Here is a 19,882-nt window from a genome sequence, read left to right as displayed (position 1 = left end):
CCCTCGGAGCCGCCCGTCGCTCACGATCCCTGGCACGGAAGGACCGCCCTGCGCTCCCTGCGGCCACCCCACGCCACAGGTGGCGCGGGTCCCCTGAGCCTCAGTCGCTTCGGTCGAACCTCCCGTGCCTTTCCGGGATCGCGACGGGCGGCTCCGAGGGTCAGGACCAAGGGCGGCATCCACCGCGGCGGGCGCGGTGTCGAGGAGGGTCGCTCGGGGCTCACCAAGGGTCAGGACCCGGCCGGCACCTGCCCTGTGGCCGATGCGGCATCATTGTCCGATTCGGCGAGGCCGAGCGCGGCGAGATGCGCGCCGAGCGCGACCGACCTCCTCGATGCAGAAGGCGGCGACCCGACGGCCTTCGCGAACGCACCGACGCTGCCGATGAGGATGACCCGCTCGCGGGCGCGCGTCACCGCAGTATATAGGAGTGCCCGGTCGAGCAGGCGGTTTGGCGAGACGAGGACGATCACCGTGCCGAACGCCGATCCCTGGCTCTTGTGGGCGGTGATCGCCCAGGCGAGTTCGAGGTTGCGCAACGAATCGCCGGCGAGTTCGTGCTCGACCCCGTCGAACGTGACGCGCAGCCGTCTCCCACCGTCGCCGTCCCGTTCGCCGGCCACGTGGCCGAGCGTGCCGTTCGTCAGTCCCCGGTCCCGGTCGTTGCGCGTCCAGACCACCGGCTCCCCTTCGAAGAAGCCGCCGGTCAGCTCGGGCTTGCCGCCGGATCGCTTGGCCCGCATCACCGCGTTCACCGCGCGGATGCCGCCGTCGTTCGAATCGCCCCTGCCCTTCACGGAGCCGATCACCTGGACGGAGCCGTCGTCGAGGCGATCCAGCAGGTTCGCCACCGTGCCCACGATGCCCGTGACGGGACACTCGACGAAGTGCGCCCCGGTCAGCTCCGTGCCTGCGAAGGCAGGGATCTCGGGCACGTCACCGACACGTATGGCCGCGGCGAGGGTCGGGATGCCGGTCGCTGCCGCCTGCCGGAACACGGTGGACAGTTCGACTCGCGGCACCGACGCGCACGGAACGAGCGCATGCAGCGTCAGTCCGAAGGACACGGGCGGCAACTGGCCCGGGTCGCCGATGAGGACGTACCCTCCGTCGTCCGGGGTGGCCCTCATGATCCTGTAGAGCGATGACAGGTCCACCATGGATGCCTCGTCGACGACGACGAGTGGCCTTTGCCCGAAGCCGGTCGTCCCGGCGGAGACCGCCTGAAGCCATCTGGCGATCGTCGAAGCAGACCTACCGGTCGATTCGGCGACGCGCTTGGCCGCCCGGCCGCTGAGCGCCATGAGGTGCAGGTCGAAGCCCTGACCGCTCGCGACGTCGCAGAGCGCGCGAAGAGCTGTGGTCTTCCCGACTCCGGCGCCGCCTAGAAGGAGGCTGAAGCGCCAGGTCACCGCCATCCGGACGGCGGCCTTCTGTTCCTCCGACAGTCCATGTCGGTCGGTGGGCGGAAGTTCAAGGCCGGAGCGACCGCCCCGGCGGACGAGTTCGGCCACCCGGCCGGCAACGAACCTCTCCATGGTGGCAGGACCAAGCGCCTGCCAGCCCCCGTCGATGCGCTCGACGACCGACATCTCGACAGCGCACGCGAGGGCTTTGGCGACGAGCGCCCGCCCGGAGAGCTTAAGGCCCAGCGCGCGACGGAAGCCCGCGTCGGGCAACCAGGTGTCGGATGAGTCGAGGGCCTCGTACAGGACCGCCTCGCATGCTGCCACCAGCCGTCGGCGGTCGTCGGGGGCCACCCCCATCCTGGTCGCGAGGCCGTCCACCGCCGACCACGGCATGAAGGCCAGCAGCCTGTACGGATCCTCCTCGAGCAACGCCGTGGCGTCCGAGCCATAGCAGGACGCGACCTTGGTCGCGACCGCGGGGCCGATCCCGGCGCGGTCCAGCCAGGTCGCGACATGAGCCTCGCCGCGCACGTCGGGCCAAGTCCCCGTGAGCGTGGCGGCCTGCCGCCACGCGTTGTCCGTCCCGCCGAGCGCTTCCGCGATCGCCCCTTCCTCACCCTCGGAGAGCAGCTCGGGAAGACGGGCACCGAATGCCGACCAGAGGCGCGAGGCGGCGGCGGGGCCGACACCGGGGAACCTCGGCCCCTGCAACAACTCGACGATGGCGCGGCCGGCCGAAACCACGAGGTGTGCGGACGATACCTCGACCTGCTGACCGTGCGTCGGATGCCTCCTGACCACGCCCGCGACCTGCCACGTCTCGCCGACGACGGGCGGACGGAAGATCGTCCGGCACACAAAGCGCCGCCGCTGCCCGTCCTCGTCCCGGCCGTTGAAGATTCTTCCGTCAGGAGTGAGAACAGACTCGATGATCACGGCCTGGGTCACCGGACCAACCGACCCGTCTCAGTCAGATGTTCCTCGACGTGGGCGAGACGCCGAAGCCTTGACCGCAGCTCAGTGACCTCGACCCGGAGCGCTGCGTTCGCGCGCTCGAGTTCGGACACGCGCCGCTCCAGGCGCGCATGTTCGGGGTCGAGCGCGGCGGGGCCGCCCTTGGCAACGGCATCTGCGCCGACGCGCGCGGCCGCGGCCTCGATCAACGCGCGACAGCTCGCGTTCTTGTAGAGCGTCTGCCGATCGATCCCGGCGGCGTCGGCGATCGCCTGGACGTGTAGCTTTCCGCCTCGAACCGGCAGCTCGGGTGCGCCGTCCAGGTACGACCGCAAGCGCTTGGCATTCTCGCGTCCGACTTCGGCGCCGCTTCTACCCATGGGAACGCCTCTTCGGCACGATCGGCAAGGAGGCTTCGAGTTCCGCCGGCGAGATGCCGCGGGCATGGGCGTTGTACTGGTACCGAACGAACAAGTCGTTCAGCTCACCGATGGTCATGCGCAGGCGCTCGAGTTCGGCCGCCTGCAACGCAATCCGTTGCTCGAGAAGGTCGATGGCGGGGTCCTTGGACGGAGCCGACTTGGACGCTCCGCTCTTGGATTGCCGGGCGAGGTAGGCCTCCTTGATCGCATCGTGCCGTTCGAGCGCCTGTCGCGTCCAGCAGTGGCCGAACGCGCGCTCGCCGATGTCGCGGATGTCCTCCCAGGTCGGGGCCATGTCCGACGCTTTGACCGCGCTGACGATGGCCTCGATGTGGAAGGTCTTGATAGGGACACGGCGCCCCGCCTTGGTCGGCTTCGCTTGTGCCTTCGGCTTTCCCTTGCCCGCCATCCTACGCCAACTTGGGAACGAGGCCCAGCAACTGCCGCCGTTCCTCGTCCAGTCCTTCCGGATTGACGTGGACAAGCGTCCCGTCCGGGATCGACGGGTCGTTGTGGACGGCGACGATGCGCCTTAGCCCGTTGACGATGAGGCGGATGTGGTTGAGGTGGTTCGACGCCCCGAACGTCTCCTCGGCAACCTCCTCGAGCGCCCGTTCGAGCAGCCATTCGTGCTCCTCGAGCATGGTCTCGGCCCGGCACTTCTGGTCGGGGTTGCCCTTCTCGATGAAGAGCTCCTCGCAGTGGCCGCAGGCGCCATGCTTGAGGCACGGGGTAAGGCTCCAGTCCGATCCGCACATGCCGAGATCCGTCGTATGGCCGGTGGCGAACACCGCCGCGCGGAACTTCGGCCGTTCGATGGGGGGAAGCCGATCGTGGCGTGCCCCGACCCCGCCGATGACCTTCCCCGTCGCCAGAAGCTCCCTGGCTTCCTCGGCCATCTGCATGGCCGACCGGTGGTCGTAGGCGGTGTTCTGGCCGACGTCCTTGCGACCGAACCACCGGGCGATCTCGTGCTGGCCCATGCCGCCCTGCTGGGCCATGGTGTTCAGCCAGTGGCGGAACATGTGGCTGTTCATCTCGAACGGCCGGCCGTTCTCGTCCACGAAGCCGAAGCGCTCGAACACCGACTTGGCGGCCCCGCGGTCGGACACCCGCCCGCCGAGGAAGTCGGCAATCTGCTGGTCCGTCAGGAGGGACAAGACGCTGGCGTTCGTGCCGCGCTGGTCATGGAATAGATTGAGCGGGGTCACGAACAGGTGCTTCGAGAGCGGCATGCTCGTCGGGTTCTTGGGCTTCAAGGATCGTTGGTCAGCCAGGAGGGCCGCCTCCACGTCCTGGCGGGTGTAGTGCGATGTTCGGGCAACGACCTCGACCGGCACGAGCTTCCTGTTCTTGGCCCACTGGTTACCCGTGCCGTTCACCAAGCCGAAGGCGGCTTCCAGGTCCCGGCTGGAAAGCGTCGCCCGATCGCGAAGACCGTCCGGAAGATAGGCCTGACCGGGATTGGCCTCGAGCCATGCCGCCACGCTCCGGCCCTCGATGGTCCGGTCCCGAATGTCGGCGACGGCGCGCTTGGCAACGTCCACCATCGGCGTCGGCAACCACTTGATCGCGGGCTTCCCGCCCTTCTCAGGCTGGTACCGGATACCGTAACGGAGCTGCGGCGCACCATCGGGGCCGAGGACCGGGCGGCCGTTCTCGAACGCGTCCTCCTCCACCTCGCAGTTCTCCGGCAACGTGAGAAGCTCGTTGATGCGCCAGCCGCCGCAGACCAAGAGCTCGATCGCTCGCATCCGGATGACATCCGGCGGCGACTCGACGAGGTTCGCGAGCTGGCTGAGCGCGTCCAGCATCTCGGGGCTCGGAAGCTTCTTCTTCCCGCGGTCGTCGTGATCGTCGCCGAGGCGTGTGCCGTCGTAGGCAACCCTTGGGAAAGGGTTGCGGAAGGTGATCCTACCCTTCGTCAGCGAATAGCGGTTCAGCCAGTCGGCGATCTCGGCGAGGAACACGCCTACCCGGTAGCGCGAACTCGCCGCTTCCCGGACCATGCATAAGCCGGCCGCCTCATCGAAGTCCGCCTTCACCAGCTCGCACGGATCGTAGCCGCGGTCCGCCAGGACGTCGTGCAGGTAGCGTGACGCGCGCACGAGGACGGCGAGGGTCTGGGGCACCTTCGGGTTCGCGTCGTAGCGCAGGCGTGCCACTGTCTTGATGAAGCCTGCGAACGGCTCCGACAGGGGTACGCGTCCTTCCAGCCCCTTCGCGTTCCCGTTCTCGGATGTCGTGAAGTAGAGCACGAACTTGCGGCTTCCGGACGACGCTCGGGCTTGGGAAAAGCGCGTGAGGTCCCATGCAGGAGCGTCGAACGGCAGGTCTTCGCCCAACGCAACGATGTCATGGCGCCCGCGACGAACGAAGGCAGCGAGGTTCCGGCGGGCCTCGACGAGCAGGCCGGACGGGAGTCGTTCAAGCCGCACGGCGCATCTCGTTGATCTGAACGATGACATCAGCGATGGCGAGGATCGTCGTGTCGAACAGCGTGACCATCCTCGGGTCCTGGCCCTCGTCGACGCGCCGCTGGCGTTCACCGAGCATCCCGTCCAACGCCTCCTGGTGCGGGGCGTCAATCCAAGGCTGGAAGCGGACGCAGGTGTAGCAGGCGACGGGCGCGTTCAGCCCGCAGAACGAGAAGCTGCCGCACGTTCCGAGCGGCTTGAGCGTGCCCTTCGACCGATCCGAGTGAAGGATGCGCCTGCTGCGTCGGTCGCCGTTCACGGCGTCGGCCTCCGTTCGGACCAGGGTGCCGAGGAAGGCCTGCGACAACGGCCCGAGCTGGAGCGCCATAGCGGCATCCAGCCGCTCCACTACGTCGCTCTTCATGTCGAAGTAGACGGCCACGTTCTGGAGGTCGGTGTGGTCCAGGGCGTCCGCCACGACGCGCTGCGAGGCGCCTTCCCGAACAAGTCGCGTGGCGAAGGTGTAACGCAGGCGGCGGACCGTCACCTTCAGCGGCTCTCCGGTTCGGTGGGATATGACGCCCAGCTTCTTCACAGCGCGGGCGACCAAGTTGAGCACTCCTACAGACGTATGGTGGTATAGATAATCCGTCAGTTCGCCTTCCCGGCTGAGATCCCGGCGCTCTTTCGACCGCATGAGTAGTGGACGGGAAGCATCAGGCTCACCCCCGTCGGCCATGCGGTTCTCTTCTAACAACGCCTCGATGACGACACCGATGTCCGCATTGAGCTTTCTAGCCCGGAACTGGCTACGAGATTGGACATCGCCCTTCTTGTGTCGCGGAACCTGAAGCAGATACGTCTTACCCGCCGTCCCTTCGGCGGTTATGCTTTTGAAGTCTTCCTCTCGTAGCAGAGCGAGGGGGCCGGAGTTACTCCCCAGTCCGACGCAAAGCCAGACGGCCGCTTGTTCGGCCAATGTCAAAGCTCCTGTCACGCGTGCACCCCGCAATGCGTTGGTCAGTGCGTAGATCTCACGATCATCGAGTGGACCTTCCTGAGGGTCCGCAGAAAGAACCGCTTCTCCCTTGTCGTTCCCGCCGAACACTCGCTCGTTCATCTCGAACGCAACTTCGTCGGAGAAGCCGTCGAACCCCTGGTCGCAGCACCAATTGTAGAATTTGCGTAGGTAGTGAAGGCGGTAGTGCTCGTGGGGCTTCAACTGCTCCCGAACTTCGCCAAGGATCCTATAAGGCAGCACTGCTTCGGCCGCCGACCTGCAAGCCACTACCATCCGAAGGACTGCCCAGTTCCCAGCGATCTCCCCGACGGAATAAAGGCGTATCGTATGGCGCAGATAACTCTCGATCGCACTACGGACGGCGGCGGTCGCCATCTCGATGTCGTGCAGGTCGATCGTCAACGTGCGCGAAGGGTTCTCGAGCTTCCAGACCATCCCGCCCGTGTCTAGAGTCGTGCCGGCACGCGTCACGACGAACCGCTCACCTTCGGGGACGCTCCTGACCTCGACAGCGGGCTGGGGCGCCGAGGGAGGATGCGTTGCGCTCCTAGCCATTGGTGCTGTGGTCCTGCAATCCGAGTATCAGTTTAGGGGAGGTCTCTTCGATGCTGTGGTTCGTGTAAGTCAGCGTTCCCGACGACCCCTTACGCGGGCGAAGCGAGATCAACGCGCAAAGGTTCGGCGCGCGGGCGAGGATGACTTTCGCATCGTGGGCCAGCGGGCATTGCTCGCCGCCGGCGAAGCGCCGCACCTTGACGATATAAGAAGCCGCTTCCTGGTACATGGGCAGGCATCGTGACTAACTATGATGGATAAATCAATCGCGCGCTCGCTGTAAATGAATAATTCTCCATCGAATACATTCGGTGAAAAATGAAATCATTTTTCACAAGGCTGCCAGAACGTTGTGCAGATACAGGAATGAAGAATGATTTCATTTTTCACGGGTCTTCAGCTTGGCGCTTTGACGTTCCAACGACTGCGACGATGCATTCGTTCTGGTCGCTGCAACAACCATTCCCGCCGATTAGTGCGGTCGAATGTTCGACGCGGTCAACGCGATGATGCTCGACGTGCTCGACATGCTCGCAGCGGTCGCGAGGACGGACGACGAGGACCGCCGACGGCGCATCGGTGAGGGTCAGGTGAGAGCCAAGGCGGACGGTCGCTACAAAGGGTCTGCCCGAAGACGCGAGGCGCAACGCCGGCATCGCGGCGATGCTGAGAAATGGGCAGAGCTGGTCTGTCGTGCAGGGAGCTTTCGGGTGCTAGCGGGCAACGGTTGCGAAGGTCGCGGCCAAAATGACCCCCGACGTGAGGCACACCCTCGGGCGCAGCCTCCCCGTTGACCTTCGCCGCGGGAAAGCGCGTGCGCCGAGCTACTCGCGCGGCCGCCCGTGCCATGACGCGAACCGCCGTCGCCTCCCGCTACCCGTCCCTCGGGCCAAGCCCCGCCTTCGTTGACTGACCCGCGACAAAGCGTCGACGGCCGAGGTCATGCCCAGGGACGGCGCGCGTTGCCTTCAAGCTGCGGATCGCAGTCCCTCGCGTCGCTGCGGCCGCCCCGGTCGGGCGCACGATGCCGGCACAAGGTTGTCCCTCCGCGGCCGCGACGGGCCGGAGCCCCCCGCGAGCCGCGCCGCCCTGCCGAGATCCCGGTCGCGGCGGGCAGACGCGACACTAGGCAGTCGTTCCGGATCAGCCTCCGTCGCGTCGCGGACACGCCGCACGCGTGCTCAGGGCTCCTCGTTCTCGGTTTTGGAGCGGCCACGTTCAAGCGCCAGGCGTGCCCTCTCGGCCTCCCATCCGGAGGCTAGGTCGGCGGGCACCCTCAAGCCCGGTCCGAACGACTCCGAACCTCCCAGGAACGTGACGCCGCGCAGTTCAAGGGCGACCTTTATCGCCTCGACCGTCCCAAGCGTGGAGTCGACGCCGCCGGCCTCGACGCGGGCAAGGCTTTTCCGGGAGATGCCGACCGCGTTCGCCAGGTCGTCCTGCGACAGGCCAAGCAGGATACGCGCGGCTTTGAGAAGGTTCGGGTCTGCGGGCATCCCGGCCAGGATCCCCGAGCGGCCCCTTGTGTCAACAATTTGCGGAGGGCGGGCAGCATCCCGGATTAGAATGGGTTATAGACGGGATTTGAAATCCCGTTTATTACCCATTCCATTCACCGGGGCAGGCGACGGAATCGCGCACTGGCCGGCGGTGATTCGCCTGGGCCGCAACCCGGTCCGAGAGGTGGCATCCAGAGGTGCCGGGAGTTCGATCCCATGACAGACACGTCGGCGGACGCCGCGCAAACGCTCAACAGCACCTCGCGGGCAGAGGTTGCCCTGCCGGGCAGCGACGCGCGCGAACGCATCCTCGCGGGCTACTCGCTGCCGACCGCGCAGCAGTTGCTGCGCGGCTTTCCCTTCATGGGCGGGCAGTTGGGCCGGGACATGAGGTGCTTCGCCGAGAACTTGCTCCGGGAGGCGGAGGCAAGGGATCCGCAGGGCGTCCAGTCGGAGCTGAGTTCGGCCTGCCGCGAGATGCTGGCGACCGAATCCTTGAAAGCGGTGCAGGCAACGGCGGAGGCGTTCAGGAACCCGGACCTGGACCTGAGCGGCTGGTCGCCCGACGCGAGGAGCGGGAAGCTGAGGTGCTGGATCTACGCCGTCAATCTCGGCGATACGCACTCGATCATTCCGGTTGCGGTCACCGCGGCGACCTTAGCATACCAGCAGGATTGGAAATCGTACAACGATCCCGACGCCCCGATCTGGCGGGCGCTGGGCTGGCTCACGCTCTATGCCGGCGACATCCCAGAGCTCTTCCACGACGCTGCGCCCTTCGCCGACGTCGGGAGCGTCTCGGAGCGAATAGCCTCCATCTCGGAGGAGTACCGCAGTCGCGTGTCTGCAAGCATGTCGCAAGCCAGCGCAGGGGCCGCCTGAGCCGCCTAGACGCCCTGGACGCTTGCGGCTTGACCGCGAGCCGCAACGAACCATCCCCCGAACTGCTGCCCGATTTTTGCCTCCCGCGCGCCGCCCCGCGGCGGCCAACGCCAAGCTAGCCATGACGATCATCATCCAACCCTCCGGCCGGGTCTTCCAGCTCGATGAGCACCTCGAACGCTTTAAGGACCTCGTCGCGGATATTGAAACACTGAAGGCCGGCGGCGACCCGGCACGACTCGCCGGGGAAAACGCCGTCCACATCCGCGACTGGTCCATGTCGACGCGGCCCGTTCCGTGCCTGCGCGGCATCCTGGAGCATCACCCCTCCGTCCGCGATGGGCGCCTCGGCGAGACATCCGACCTATGGGTCTGGGCGCCCGAGCACGGCGTCGCCCGAACGCTGTCACGCTGGTACACGCTCGGCCCCCGCGCCATACGAAGCAAGTGGCATTGAGGACGGCGTCTCGGCCGCCCCAAAGGGTAAAAGTCCGGCCATACCCGTCCCGCCGATCTTGCTCGCGCTCGAGCCCCCGTCGCGATCCGACGGTGCTGCACCAGCCCTCCGCCCGCGAACGCTTCAGATAGGCGGCGTCCTTCCTGATGTCCGCGTAAGGCCCATTGGTCCGCCGCCCTTCACCTTGGTGCCGCGGCCTGAACTTCCGAGAGCCTCGTGACCGCACTGACCGAAAAAGAAGCGGCGCGCCTGCGAGAGCGCCATCCCATCCATGACCTGATGTCCTGCGGGCCCGCTGCCCTTGAGGAGCGCGCGCGCATCCTGCTGGCTAAGCAGGCACACGGGCGCACCCGCCTCCTCATCGACAGCATCATCAACGCCGCGGCGGCAGACCTCCCGCACCTCGTCGACATGCCGCTCGCCGAGCTGCTGGAGACCGCCGACGAGACCCTGAAGTGGACGATGCTGGCCTACCTCGCGGCCCGGCGGTACCGCTCGGCGCAACTTGAGGTCTCAGCGCGGTGCGCGGCCGAGGCGTATCTCATGGTCGCCCTCCACGACACGGTCAGGGGGCGCACCCTCGAGAAGCCGGACGACATCCGCCTTGTCACCCGCGCCGTCAACGACGCCGAATGGATGCTCGGACATGCCGTGGGCTGGGGAGCTCTCGCCAACGGCATCGACAGCAAGTTTCGCGCCGGCGCAGTTGGAGTGACTCAGCAACCGAAGGAGCTGGGGCTGGAGGTTGTGGCAGCTCTCTGGGCGTCCGTGGATTCGCATGCTCGGGAGATCGGCTACCAGGAAGGTTACGCGGCCGGCTACGGCCTCACGACGTTGCATGGCGCGGAGGTCGGCAAGGGCTCAGGTCGGACAGGCGCGGCCTCGTCCCCGCAGGAGGCGCCGAAGATCGTGGTCGTCCCCCATGTTCACCTTTCCCGCGAGCTGAGAAAGGAGTCTGGCGTCGGCGACATCCTCGGCATCGCGCTTCCCCTCGTGCCGGCCCGCGAACTCGTCGAGGTGCGACGGGATCTCCTCGCCGCCCATCCTCACGCTGCGGCCGCCATCGAGCGAATGCTCGGCGATCTCGCGGAGGGCCGTCCGGTGCGCCTTCGTCCTGTCCTTCTCGTCGGACCTCCGGGAGCTGGTAAATCACGCCTGTGCAGGGACGTCCTTGACGCGCTCGGCATCCCGTTCGCCCCCGTCGACGCGGGCACGACCATGGATCAGAGCCTGACAGGATCTCCCCGGCGATGGCGCGACGCGCACCCGTCCGTTCCGCTTCGGCTGTTCGCCCAGCACAAGGTGGCCAACCCCGGCATCCTGGTTGACGAATTGGAAAAGGCCGGGCGTTCGTCGGCCGGGGCCATCCATGACCCTCTCCTCTCGCTCCTAGAGCCGCTGTCGTCCCGCGCCTGGCGAGACCACTTCCTCGATGCCGAGCTCGACGCTTCGCACGTCGTATGGCTCTGTACCGCGAACTCAACGACTGGCATCCCGGGCCCGCTGCTCAACCGGCTTCGGGTGCTGAAGGTACCTCTGCCCTCCTCGGCGCACGTGCCTGCGCTCGCCGACCGGATCCGGCGCGACCTCGTCCGCGAGCGGGGGCTGGACCTTGGCATGGAGCCGCCGCTCGACGTCGAGGAGCTCGAGGCGCTGACCGTCTCTTTCGGCCTAGAGGGGAGCCTGCGGGATCTGCGGCGCTACGTTGAGGCACTTCTCGACGCCCGTGCGTCGCTCGCACGGCGGAACTGACGCAGTGTCGGTGGACATGGACGAATCGGACTGGCGCCGACACCTCGGCCGCCGCTGGAGCGCTCAGTTTGGTGGGACGCCGTTCGGCTTCGCTGTCGGCGATGGCTGGGACCATCTACTCGCCGAGGTGTTCCGGCGTGTCGACGCGGCTCTCGAGGACGACGAGCGGGCCGATTTCGCCTGGTCCGACATCAAGGAGAAGTGGGGCGCCTTGCGCATGACGCATTACGGCGGCGATCGCATCGAGGACATCGTGGACTGGGCCGAGGCGGCGTCCAAGCGGATTTGCGATCGATGTGGCTGGTCGGGACGTCTGCGGAGCGAGGGCGGACAGTGGCGGGTCCGATGTGATGCCTGCGACGGGCTCTGAGGACGAAGCTGGTGTGCAGGATCCGTCGATGGAACCTGAACAAACGAACAAACCGGGAGGCGGCGTCGGGCGGTGCCGCCTCCCCCAACTCGGTCGACGCCTTGGCCGCTTCGCCGGCTAGCCGACGGAAGGGATCTCGATGGACTAGCATTCTCCCGTCCTGCGGCGAACGTGACCGTCGGCCGCCGTCGCGGACGCGCCAACTTCCAACGTCAACCGATCAGGTTTCGCAAGATGCCGGTTGAGCCACGCCGAGGACCAACGTCGGCAACAGTGACGGCCGGCCCTGCGCCGCGGAGCGTTGGCTCCCGACACGCCGGCACCCGGTCCGGCGCGACGGCGGTCACTCGCCTCCGTCTGTCGCCAGCAGCAAATGCTCGACGCGTTCGAGGAGCGCTGCTGCCAATCCAGGCCCTTGAAGGTGGACGCCAATCTCGTCCAACGGATCGTCGTCCCTTCCCGACTGTGACCCCCAGTTCATCGTACTGACCACCACGTCGTCGTCGTCCCAAAGCAGGAACTTGCAGTGAAGTTGGGGCTCTTTCACCCCTATTACCTGCACCAGACCGTCGAGACGCTCGCGCTGCTCGGAAACGTGACGTCGTTTGACGGGTCCCGTCTGCCGTGAGTAGAGCACCCTTACGTCCTCCAGGCGTCGACCCGCCACTTCCGCGGGAGTGAACAATGCCGGGACCATCGGCGCACCAAGCCTGTGCGTGCAACAGACGAAGCGCCGATCGGCTTCATGGGCCGCCTTCCGGAGCAAACGTTCGTGGTCGGCGGAGTAGACGACGGACAGGCGGGCTTTCGGGAGCGCGGACGGCGTTGGGCGCTTACCGGGGCTTTCCAGGGAACGGCGTAGCTCGGCCGCCATGAAGCGCAAGGACTCGCGGGATCGGCTCGCGTCCGCGAGCGGCGCCACGATGGAGCCCAGGATGTTCAAGCCAATGGCCGCGGCACCGGCTTCCTTAAGGATCACCGAAGCCTCCACGGCCGAAAAGGGTGACGACAACCAGTTGCATGATCCGATGACAGCGACCGCGCCCCCCGCTCCGTCGTCGGCCGCCAAAATCTTGGCATGGCTCCTGACGGGATCACGGTGGACCTTCAGGTACCCGCGGGTTACGCTTCCTGCCGACAGCCTGAGGCGCAGGTCTTCCATTGCCTGCGCGTGCTTGCCGTGCTCGTCGCGCGAGGTCCCGAAGAATAGGTGGCATCGCACGCCACGCTTGAGCGCACGCTCCAGAGCTTCGAGGATGCGGTTCCGGCGGTCGCGGCCCTTTTCATCAGCTTGGTCAGCAACGAAGGTAGAAAGGACGAACACGTCTTGGCTGGCACGATCCACGATCTCGACGAACCGATCCACATGATCGGCGGATCCCACAAGGAAGTTTTCCGGTCCAAATTCGGTTTCGATGGATGGGGACGGCGGAGGCTCCTCGCGCGTGAGGGACGGCAGGCTCCCGCTCTCCATCGTCGCGCGAAGGGCAGCGACGAGCTCCTCGCTCGCGTTCTTTGGGAAGATGCCGTTCCGCACGTCGGTCAGGTCGATCTTGAGGTAGACGCGCCGCAAGACCGAGTTGATGGCGGTGACACCCCGTAGCCACTCCCCAGGCCGCATCGAGCCTGCCATGTGACGTCCGACGCGTAGCGCCATTGTCTCGTCGGTCTCGTCACGCTCCTCCCGCGAGAACCTCACGGCGGAGTGGAAATGCCCGATCTCCCGTTCGGGCACAAAGTCCACGTCCCGGCGCTTAAACACCGATTGGCCGACGCGCTCGTAGACGAGGCTCACGGGCACCTCGCGATCAACGGTTCGCTCTGGCAGAGGCTGGCCTGAACGTATGAACTGCCGACCCAACGCGCTCGTGGTCAGGGATGGAGAGGGATATGTCCGCAGTTCGATCAAGCCGAACCGCATCAGCCGTGACAAAGTCGCACCGACCACCTGCGCATCCAGACCCAGATCGACCCTGATGGTCTCCATCGATCCAGGCGAGTTATCGAGATGCAAGAGCACGAGCTCCTCTACCGGGCTCCAGCCCCAGGTCCGCTGAAAGACCACACGTGCTCGATAGTGCCAAGCCGCGATGTAGATCATCATCGGGCGCTCTTTCCGCGCTCGTCCCGCGCCAGGATCGTCGCGCCTCGTGGATGGCCCGCGTCCGCCTCGCCTGCCGATTCGCGCAACTCCTCCACGAGCGTCCGGATGAAACTCAATGGCCCGCCGGTCCTGTCTCGATCGGTCCCGTCCACGACATCGGAGAGGAACTGGAGGCTCGTCGCGACGATAAGCTTCTGCCTCGCCCGGCTCAGGAGGACGTTCAATCGCTGCGGGTTGCTCAAGAACCCCAGAGCCGGCCTGCCGACCACGACGTTGTTGCGCACCAAGCTCGCCAGGACCACGTCCGCCTCGCCGCCTTGGAAGCTGTCGCTCGTATAAACGAAGCGCCCGTCTCCGCGTGGGGAGACGAAGCCCCTAAGTCGCCCCTCTGCGTCGATCCTCGGCTTTAGGAGAAGTTCGAGAAGTTTGACCTGCCCGGTGTAGGTCGCCAACACGACGAGGCTCGGCTGAACTTCAGCGTCCACGGCCGGAGCCACGCCTTTGACCGCTTCGACCAAGGCCGCGGCCTCGGACGGATTTGTCAGATCCTTCCTTTTCCTCCTCTCGAAGGATCGAAGGCTGGACGTACCGAGTGGCGGCAGATCCAGCACGACGATCGGCGACGTCGGGAAACCGCCCCGCGAGCGAACCGTCGCTTTCCGGTCCATGACCCGGTCGGTCGGGACGAGATCGCCGTCGTAGAACGTGCGGGAGACGATCCGACAGATGGCCGGGTGCATGCGGCTCTGTTCCCGCAGTGTCTTCGCCACGACGCTCGGACGACCCAGATCGACCTCGCGTTCCTTCTCCCTCTCGGCAATCGAGCGGAACGGCTCCTCCAGTCGGGTGGCGGTGGCCAACACATCGATCAGCAGCCCTCGATCGGCGTTCAGTCGCTCGAACGTCGTATCGACCTCCGGCGGGAGATCCGGGATCGACGCTAGCCGCTCCGCCCCGTCCTTGAGCAGCTCCTCCGCGCGGAAAGGTTCGAAGAACTTCTTCCGCTCATCCGCCTCGAAGGGAGATAGCTGCCGATGGTCGCCGATCATCACGCGCCGGTTGCCGAGGAGAAGCGCGCCAATCAGCTCGGCCCCGTTGGCACGGGCGGCCTCCTCGACGAAGACCCAGTCGAACTGCTCCCCATCGGCTATCATGTCCTCGACGAACGACGACGAGGTCGTCGCGAGCGTCACGTCCGCCGAGCGCAGGAGCAGGCTGTCGGTGTCGCGCATGACACGTTCGGCGAGAACCCGCTCGGCCACGTCGGTCGGCCGCAGCGCCTCACGGATCTCGCGATAGGGATTGACGAGCGGGCCCGTGATCTCCGAGCGCAGCGCTGCCTCGAGGCAGGCTCGCGAGGTCTGCCTCAGGAGTGTGGCATCCGCCTGCACTTCGGACTTCTCCACGCGCACGACGATCTTGCCGTGTGCCGTCAGCACCTCCTTCAGCTCGTGTTCCATCGTGATGAGCGTCTCGTGGTTCTGGGACGCCACCAGGATGCGTGCGTTCGGCGTCCCCACGAGGATGCTCTCAATCAGCCGGGTTATGAGATATGTCTTCCCGACGCCGGGTGGCCCAACGACAACGTTGATGGATCGCCCCTCCGCAATAGCCTCCCAAGCTCCTCTCTTGGATCCGTCGAGGTCGGGTGGAGGCTCACCCGGTACTGCGACGGCCCGCAGGGCCGCGTCCATCGCGACGCTTGCGGGGTCGTCGAGCGCCCTCAGAAGCTCGACGTTCGCCCTTGCGGCCACGACGTTTTGCAGCCGGCGGCGAATGGCGCCCTCGGTTCCGGCTTCGGTGCGCGGTCGCAGAAAGAGGTCCTGTCCAGTCAGGACGGGTTCGCTCGACCTGAAACCATAGGCCAGTCGACCCCCGATCTCATCGATCATTTCCAGGGCGAGTTCGGGGAGCCGCTCCCTGGGTCGGCCCAGTGTGTCGCTGAGCGAGACCGTCCAATCCGCGCGCCCCTCGTCATGCTTCATTTCCCGATCCAGCGCTACGGCCAGCGGCGGCAGCTTCAATCGCTTCCGCTGCTCTGCGCGTTCCTCGTCGCTCCGAGCGGCGATCCACACGAGATCGGCTCGGGATCGAGGAGGTGCGATCGTCTCGACCGGGAAGGTGCGGAACTGCTGCCTCAAGAGCGCGAATGCCTCCAACAGGATCAGTGCATGCCAGGAGGGCGGATCGTCGAATGGCGCCGTGGGCGCGGGTGCCTCCCGCACGCCCATCCAGGACAGGGCACCGTTGCCGAGCCGGCGGACACGCTCGGCCGCCGCGCCTCGGTGCCTCGCCAGATGGATGCGCCGCTTAATGTCGACCGCATCCGCGATGGCGTCGTTCGGCCGTCGCTTCCCCCCGCGCACGATCATGCCGATCCGATCGTCGACGAGTTCGACCACATACGTGGCGAGGTCGGTCACGACCCGGACCTTGCGATCGTCGATTCCCACCAGGCGCGTGTCCGGTCCGAGCAGGTCGTCCGCGACGAACCGCAGAACCGCTTCCCTGTTCTCCGCCGGGATCGCCCCTGATGCCAAGGACGGCAGATCGCTCCGCAGGACGTCTTGCCCCGGGTAGAGGACCAACTCGCCCTCGACGCTCGTGCCGAGCCGAGCAAGGTCCTCGATGACCTCGGCCAAATCCGAGAGGGCGACATGGCCGTCGTAGAGCTGGAAGTGCGGCGGATCGGCCATCCTGGCCAGCATGCGCCTCTCGATATTCGTCAGGACGGGTTCTTCCGGCTGTCCGAGACCGAGCGCCGAGCGTATCACTTCGGCTAAGTCAGCCAGATCTTGACGGAAGGAAACGGCGCTCGACGTCCTGAGCGCCATTTCGGACGGACGCGGATCGTCGGTGATATGCACGCACGCCTCGTAGCCGCCGAGCCGGTAGCTCAGTGCCTGCTCGTCGCCGGCGAAGATCGCCGACCCGTCGATGGCACCGTGCACGATGCCCGCGTCGTGACAATTTGTCAGTCCCTCGATGACCCGGGACATGTTGAGCCAGAAGTCCCGCCGGCCGCGGTTCGTCATGCAGGATTGGCGCCGAAGGGCAGTCCTTCGCGCAGAGCCGAGCAACGGAGTTCCGGGATCGAGCATTACGATGCCAAGCTCGTGCTCGTCCTCCACGACCTCGGTCACCTCGACGAGAACCTCTCTCGCCCGCCGTGAGGAGAAGACGCGGCGGATGCGGCGGATACCGCCGTCGACAAGCCTGCGAACATCCTCATCGATCGCCGTGCCGGTTTTGGCGAACAACCTCATGAGGCATGGCTCGCCCGTCTCCACGTCGGTAGCCCGGGCTAGCCGCGACGCCAGCGCGCCTCCCGCGACCCTTATCGAGTCCTCGGAGAACCGGAAGCGGGCGGCGAGGGTGTGCTTGCCGAGTTGCCGAGAACCTCGTCCCACAGCTTCCCTCCTCAAGCTCGCGCCGATGGTCTGCGGACTCTGATGTCCGGCATGATCGACGACCGAACAACCATATCAGCAGGAAATCGTTTCTCGGGAGCGATTAGTGGCTTCATTCCCAGGTTCTACTACGTATTCCGGGGTGATGTGAGCCAAGACATATGGCGCGCGCGGCTTCCCCGAGCTTAGAATCTCGACATGCACGTTAAGAGGATAGCGTGACCGCGGAGCAACCGATCCGGCCTGCCAGCCGACGGCTTCTTCGCCACGAGCTTGTGACGGCATTTGTCAAAATCGGACCTATTGGTTTTCGGGTCCGACGTCCTCGACTCAGTTACAGCCCACCCACTACATCGGAGAACCGGCGGTGAGTGTCGAAGACGCCGCTGTCAACGAAGGCTCCGAAATGGATCGCTGGACCGAGTTGCAGGCGTTCGTCAGGGTCGCGGAAGCGCGGAGCATGACGCGCGCTGCGGCCGAGATGAACCTGTCGGTGTCCGGCGTCAGCCGCCACGTCGAGGGTCGTGCCGGCGCGCGCCACGACGAACCGCTCGTCCTCGGGGGCGCGCCTGACCTAAATGCGGGGCTGAGGCATGGGCGGGCGACCCGTTGCGGTTCTAGCCATTGGTGCTGCGGTCCTGCAAAGTCAGCATCAGTTCCGAGGCGGTCGCCTCGGTGCTGCGGTTCGTGTAGGTCGCCGCGCGCTTGGAGTGCTTCTTCCATCCCATCAGGTAGTTCCTCACGCTCTCCTCCTTCGCTTTCGTCAGTCGATGCGACTGCGGGACGTTGGCCAACGCGTCGGCCTCCCGCCGGCGGTCGCAAAGGGCGGAGAACCTGTCGTTCCAGTCGTGGCGGAGGATATGCGGCGAGAAGTCCCGCGGCAGCTCGGGATAGCGCTCCCGCATCTTGACGAAGAGGTCGTAGACGGTGCGGAGCGCCATCGGGCGCCCGTTCTCCGAGACGAAGACGAAGGGGTGCTTTTTGGCGCCCGGATAGCGATCCTTGTCGGACCTGTTCCGCAAGATCCAGGTGTCGAGGGCGCCGAGCAGCTCCGCTCCGACCGGGAGCAGCCGCTCCGCCGTCTTCACGAGCGGCTGGTCGGGACGTGGATCATCGGGATCGTCCGGCCTAGCTCGCACCGCGAGTTTCGGGGTCGCTCCGCTGATTCGCAGGTCGCCGGACTTTAGAACGAAGGGTTCCCCGCGCCGCAGTCCAAGTTCGTAGTATGCGAGGAGGATAGCGTAGTTGCGGTGGCGGTGATGACGGTCGAAGGGATTGCCGTCGGCGTCGGGATGGATGATCCGGAGGAACAACGCGCGCTGCTCATCGGTGAGCCCGTACCTCTTTTTCGTCGTCCCGCCCCGCGCGAGGCCGGACATCATGCGGTCCCAGGCCGCCAGCTTTTTCGAACCGTCTCCGTACCGACCGGAAGCGACTGGGATGCGGTGGACCGCGATTTCCCCGCGCCAGCGAATGTAGCTGCGCACGCAGCTCACACGATTCTCATGGGTGTTGGCGTCCACGACGGCCTTTACGGTGCCGTCTGCCTTTGCCCTCGCGCGGCTCCGCCGGAGCCAGTTCGATAGGTCGAGGCTTTCTTCGTGCGTGAAGAAATCGCCCGACTCGATGCGCGCCGTGATGTCGACCGACCTCGCCGCCGCCCAGTCCAGCAGGAGCGCCACCGCTTTCGCTGCACGGGCGATGGTATTCACCGAAAGGCCGGCCGTGCGGAGCTCGACGGCGCAGTAGCGCGTGATCCAGGGGTCCGGAACACCATTCCGGCCGTGGTACAGCGGGAAACGCTCCCCGCCGCGCAGGATCGTCACCTTTACGCTTCCGGTAGCCTGTGATGCCTGTTCAGCACGCATTGGCGCCCATCTCGTTTACACGGATGAGCGCCAAAAGATCAGTGAAAAATTGGCGGTGCAAGCGCAATGAGGTGCGCACGACTCAACTCGTTGCGAAAGCTCCGCAATCAGGCTTTCAGTTTACACTGCGCCGACCCCACCTGTCAGAACGGGATTTCGTCGTCCATGTCGTCGGACGGGCGACCACCGCCGCCACCGCCACCGCCGAACCCGCCGCCGCCCTGCCCTCGGCCGCCACCGCCGCCGGAGCCGCGTCCGTAGTCTCCACCGCCCGAGCGGCCGCCGGAGCGATCTCCGCCGCCGCCCTCGTAGGACGAGCCGCCGCCGCCGCCGTCGCCGCGACCGCCCAGCATCTGCAGTTCTCCCCGGAAGCGCTGGAGCACGACTTCGGTCGTGTAGCGCTTCTGGCCCTGCTGGTCTTCCCACGAGCGCGTCTGAAGCTGGCCCTCGATGTAGATCGTGGACCCCTTCTTCAGGTACTGCTCGGCGACCTTTACCAGGTTCTCGTTGAAGATCACCACGCTGTGCCACTCGGTGCGCTCCTTGCGCTCACCCGAGTTCTTGTCGCGCCAGGTTTCGGACGTCGCGATGCGCAGGTTCGCGATCGCATCGCCGGAATTCAGCCGCTTGATCTCGGGATCGGCGCCCAGATTGCCGACGAGGATGACCTTGTTGACGCTGCCCGCCATTCTTCTTCTCCGTATGAACGCTCGTCGCGCGGACCCTAGAGGCTGCGTGGCGGTTTCGATACCGCCCGCGGAG

General features: G+C 66.1%; 14 protein-coding genes and 1 pseudogene. 5 read left to right on the top strand and 10 right to left on the bottom strand.

The annotated features are described in order from the left end of the window. Window positions 1-230: 230 nt before the first annotated feature. The 6 genes from D3218_RS03265 to D3218_RS03230 form a co-directional block, all read right to left on the bottom strand. A complete protein-coding gene (locus D3218_RS03265) occupies window positions 231-2,357 on the bottom strand; it encodes an AAA family ATPase (protein ID WP_119538425.1) in 2,127 nt (708 codons plus the stop codon). Next, window positions 2,354-2,743, bottom strand: a complete 390-nt coding sequence (locus D3218_RS03260) for a DUF6262 family protein (protein ID WP_136625051.1) — start codon at window positions 2,741-2,743, stop codon at window positions 2,354-2,356. Before D3218_RS03260 ends, D3218_RS03265 begins: the two co-directional genes overlap by 4 nt. After that, window positions 2,736-3,194 carry a hypothetical protein gene (locus tag D3218_RS03255; RefSeq protein ID WP_119538423.1) on the bottom strand — a complete coding sequence of 153 codons (459 nt, stop codon included), beginning with the start codon at window positions 3,192-3,194 and terminating at the stop codon, window positions 2,736-2,738. The genes D3218_RS03260 and D3218_RS03255 overlap by 8 nt, the downstream gene beginning before the upstream one ends. 2,018 nt (window positions 3,195-5,212) lie before the next feature. Further along, window positions 5,213-6,778 (bottom strand): site-specific integrase, encoded by a 1,566-nt coding sequence (locus D3218_RS03245; protein WP_119538421.1) that lies wholly within the window; start codon window positions 6,776-6,778, stop codon window positions 5,213-5,215. Continuing rightward, the gene (locus tag D3218_RS03240; RefSeq protein ID WP_119538420.1) at window positions 6,771-7,007 is read right to left on the bottom strand and encodes a hypothetical protein; all 237 of its coding nucleotides are present in this window, start codon (window positions 7,005-7,007) and stop codon (window positions 6,771-6,773) included. Before D3218_RS03240 ends, D3218_RS03245 begins: the two co-directional genes overlap by 8 nt. Window positions 7,008-7,959: 952 nt before the next feature. Further along, window positions 7,960-8,274 (bottom strand): helix-turn-helix transcriptional regulator, encoded by a 315-nt coding sequence (locus tag D3218_RS03230; protein WP_119538419.1) that lies wholly within the window; start codon window positions 8,272-8,274, stop codon window positions 7,960-7,962. Between the two features lie 219 nt (window positions 8,275-8,493). Between D3218_RS03230 and D3218_RS03225 the strand changes: the two genes are divergently transcribed. From D3218_RS03225 to D3218_RS03210, 4 genes are all read left to right on the top strand, one after another. Beyond that, complete coding sequence (locus D3218_RS03225; protein WP_119538418.1) at window positions 8,494-9,159, top strand: hypothetical protein; 666 nt, start codon at window positions 8,494-8,496, stop codon at window positions 9,157-9,159. Window positions 9,160-9,280: 121 nt separating this feature from the next. Next, window positions 9,281-9,616 carry a hypothetical protein gene (locus D3218_RS03220; protein WP_136625050.1) on the top strand — a complete coding sequence of 112 codons (336 nt, stop codon included), beginning with the start codon at window positions 9,281-9,283 and terminating at the stop codon, window positions 9,614-9,616. Between the two features lie 216 nt (window positions 9,617-9,832). Further along, window positions 9,833-11,368 carry an AAA family ATPase gene (locus tag D3218_RS03215; protein WP_136625049.1) on the top strand — a complete coding sequence of 512 codons (1,536 nt, stop codon included), beginning with the start codon at window positions 9,833-9,835 and terminating at the stop codon, window positions 11,366-11,368. Window positions 11,369-11,384: 16 nt separating this feature from the next. Beyond that, window positions 11,385-11,738: a hypothetical protein gene (locus D3218_RS03210; protein WP_136625048.1), complete on the top strand. Its 354-nt coding sequence runs from the start codon at window positions 11,385-11,387 to the stop codon at window positions 11,736-11,738. Between the two features lie 343 nt (window positions 11,739-12,081). On the opposite strand, the gene D3218_RS03205 is transcribed toward D3218_RS03210, so the two are convergent. Together D3218_RS03205 and D3218_RS03200 are read right to left on the bottom strand one after the other, a co-directional pair. After that, the gene (locus D3218_RS03205) at window positions 12,082-13,842 is read right to left on the bottom strand and encodes a phospholipase D-like domain-containing protein (protein ID WP_119538414.1); all 1,761 of its coding nucleotides are present in this window, start codon (window positions 13,840-13,842) and stop codon (window positions 12,082-12,084) included. Further along, the gene (locus tag D3218_RS03200; protein ID WP_119538497.1) at window positions 13,839-17,108 is read right to left on the bottom strand and encodes a DEAD/DEAH box helicase; all 3,270 of its coding nucleotides are present in this window, start codon (window positions 17,106-17,108) and stop codon (window positions 13,839-13,841) included. The genes D3218_RS03205 and D3218_RS03200 overlap by 4 nt, the downstream gene beginning before the upstream one ends. 550 nt (window positions 17,109-17,658) lie before the next feature. Here D3218_RS03200 and D3218_RS20220 point away from each other — a divergent pair. Further along, window positions 17,659-17,757 (top strand): annotated as a pseudogene (locus D3218_RS20220) (LysR family transcriptional regulator); the annotation flags it as partial. A gap of 112 nt (window positions 17,758-17,869) precedes the next feature. On the opposite strand, the gene D3218_RS20025 reads toward D3218_RS20220, so the two are convergent. Continuing rightward, window positions 17,870-19,078 carry a tyrosine-type recombinase/integrase gene (locus tag D3218_RS20025; protein WP_245414893.1) on the bottom strand — a complete coding sequence of 403 codons (1,209 nt, stop codon included), beginning with the start codon at window positions 19,076-19,078 and terminating at the stop codon, window positions 17,870-17,872. Window positions 19,079-19,263: 185 nt separating this feature from the next. Next, the gene (ssb, locus tag D3218_RS03185; protein ID WP_119538412.1) at window positions 19,264-19,809 is read right to left on the bottom strand and encodes a single-stranded DNA-binding protein; all 546 of its coding nucleotides are present in this window, start codon (window positions 19,807-19,809) and stop codon (window positions 19,264-19,266) included. Window positions 19,810-19,882 lie beyond the last annotated feature (73 nt).

This window comes from Aureimonas flava (genome assembly GCF_003583935.1).
Lineage (GTDB): Bacteria > Pseudomonadota > Alphaproteobacteria > Rhizobiales > Rhizobiaceae > Aureimonas > Aureimonas flava.
The sequence above is the reverse complement of the archived record's forward strand: the minus strand, read 5'-3'. Positions and strand labels throughout refer to the sequence as shown.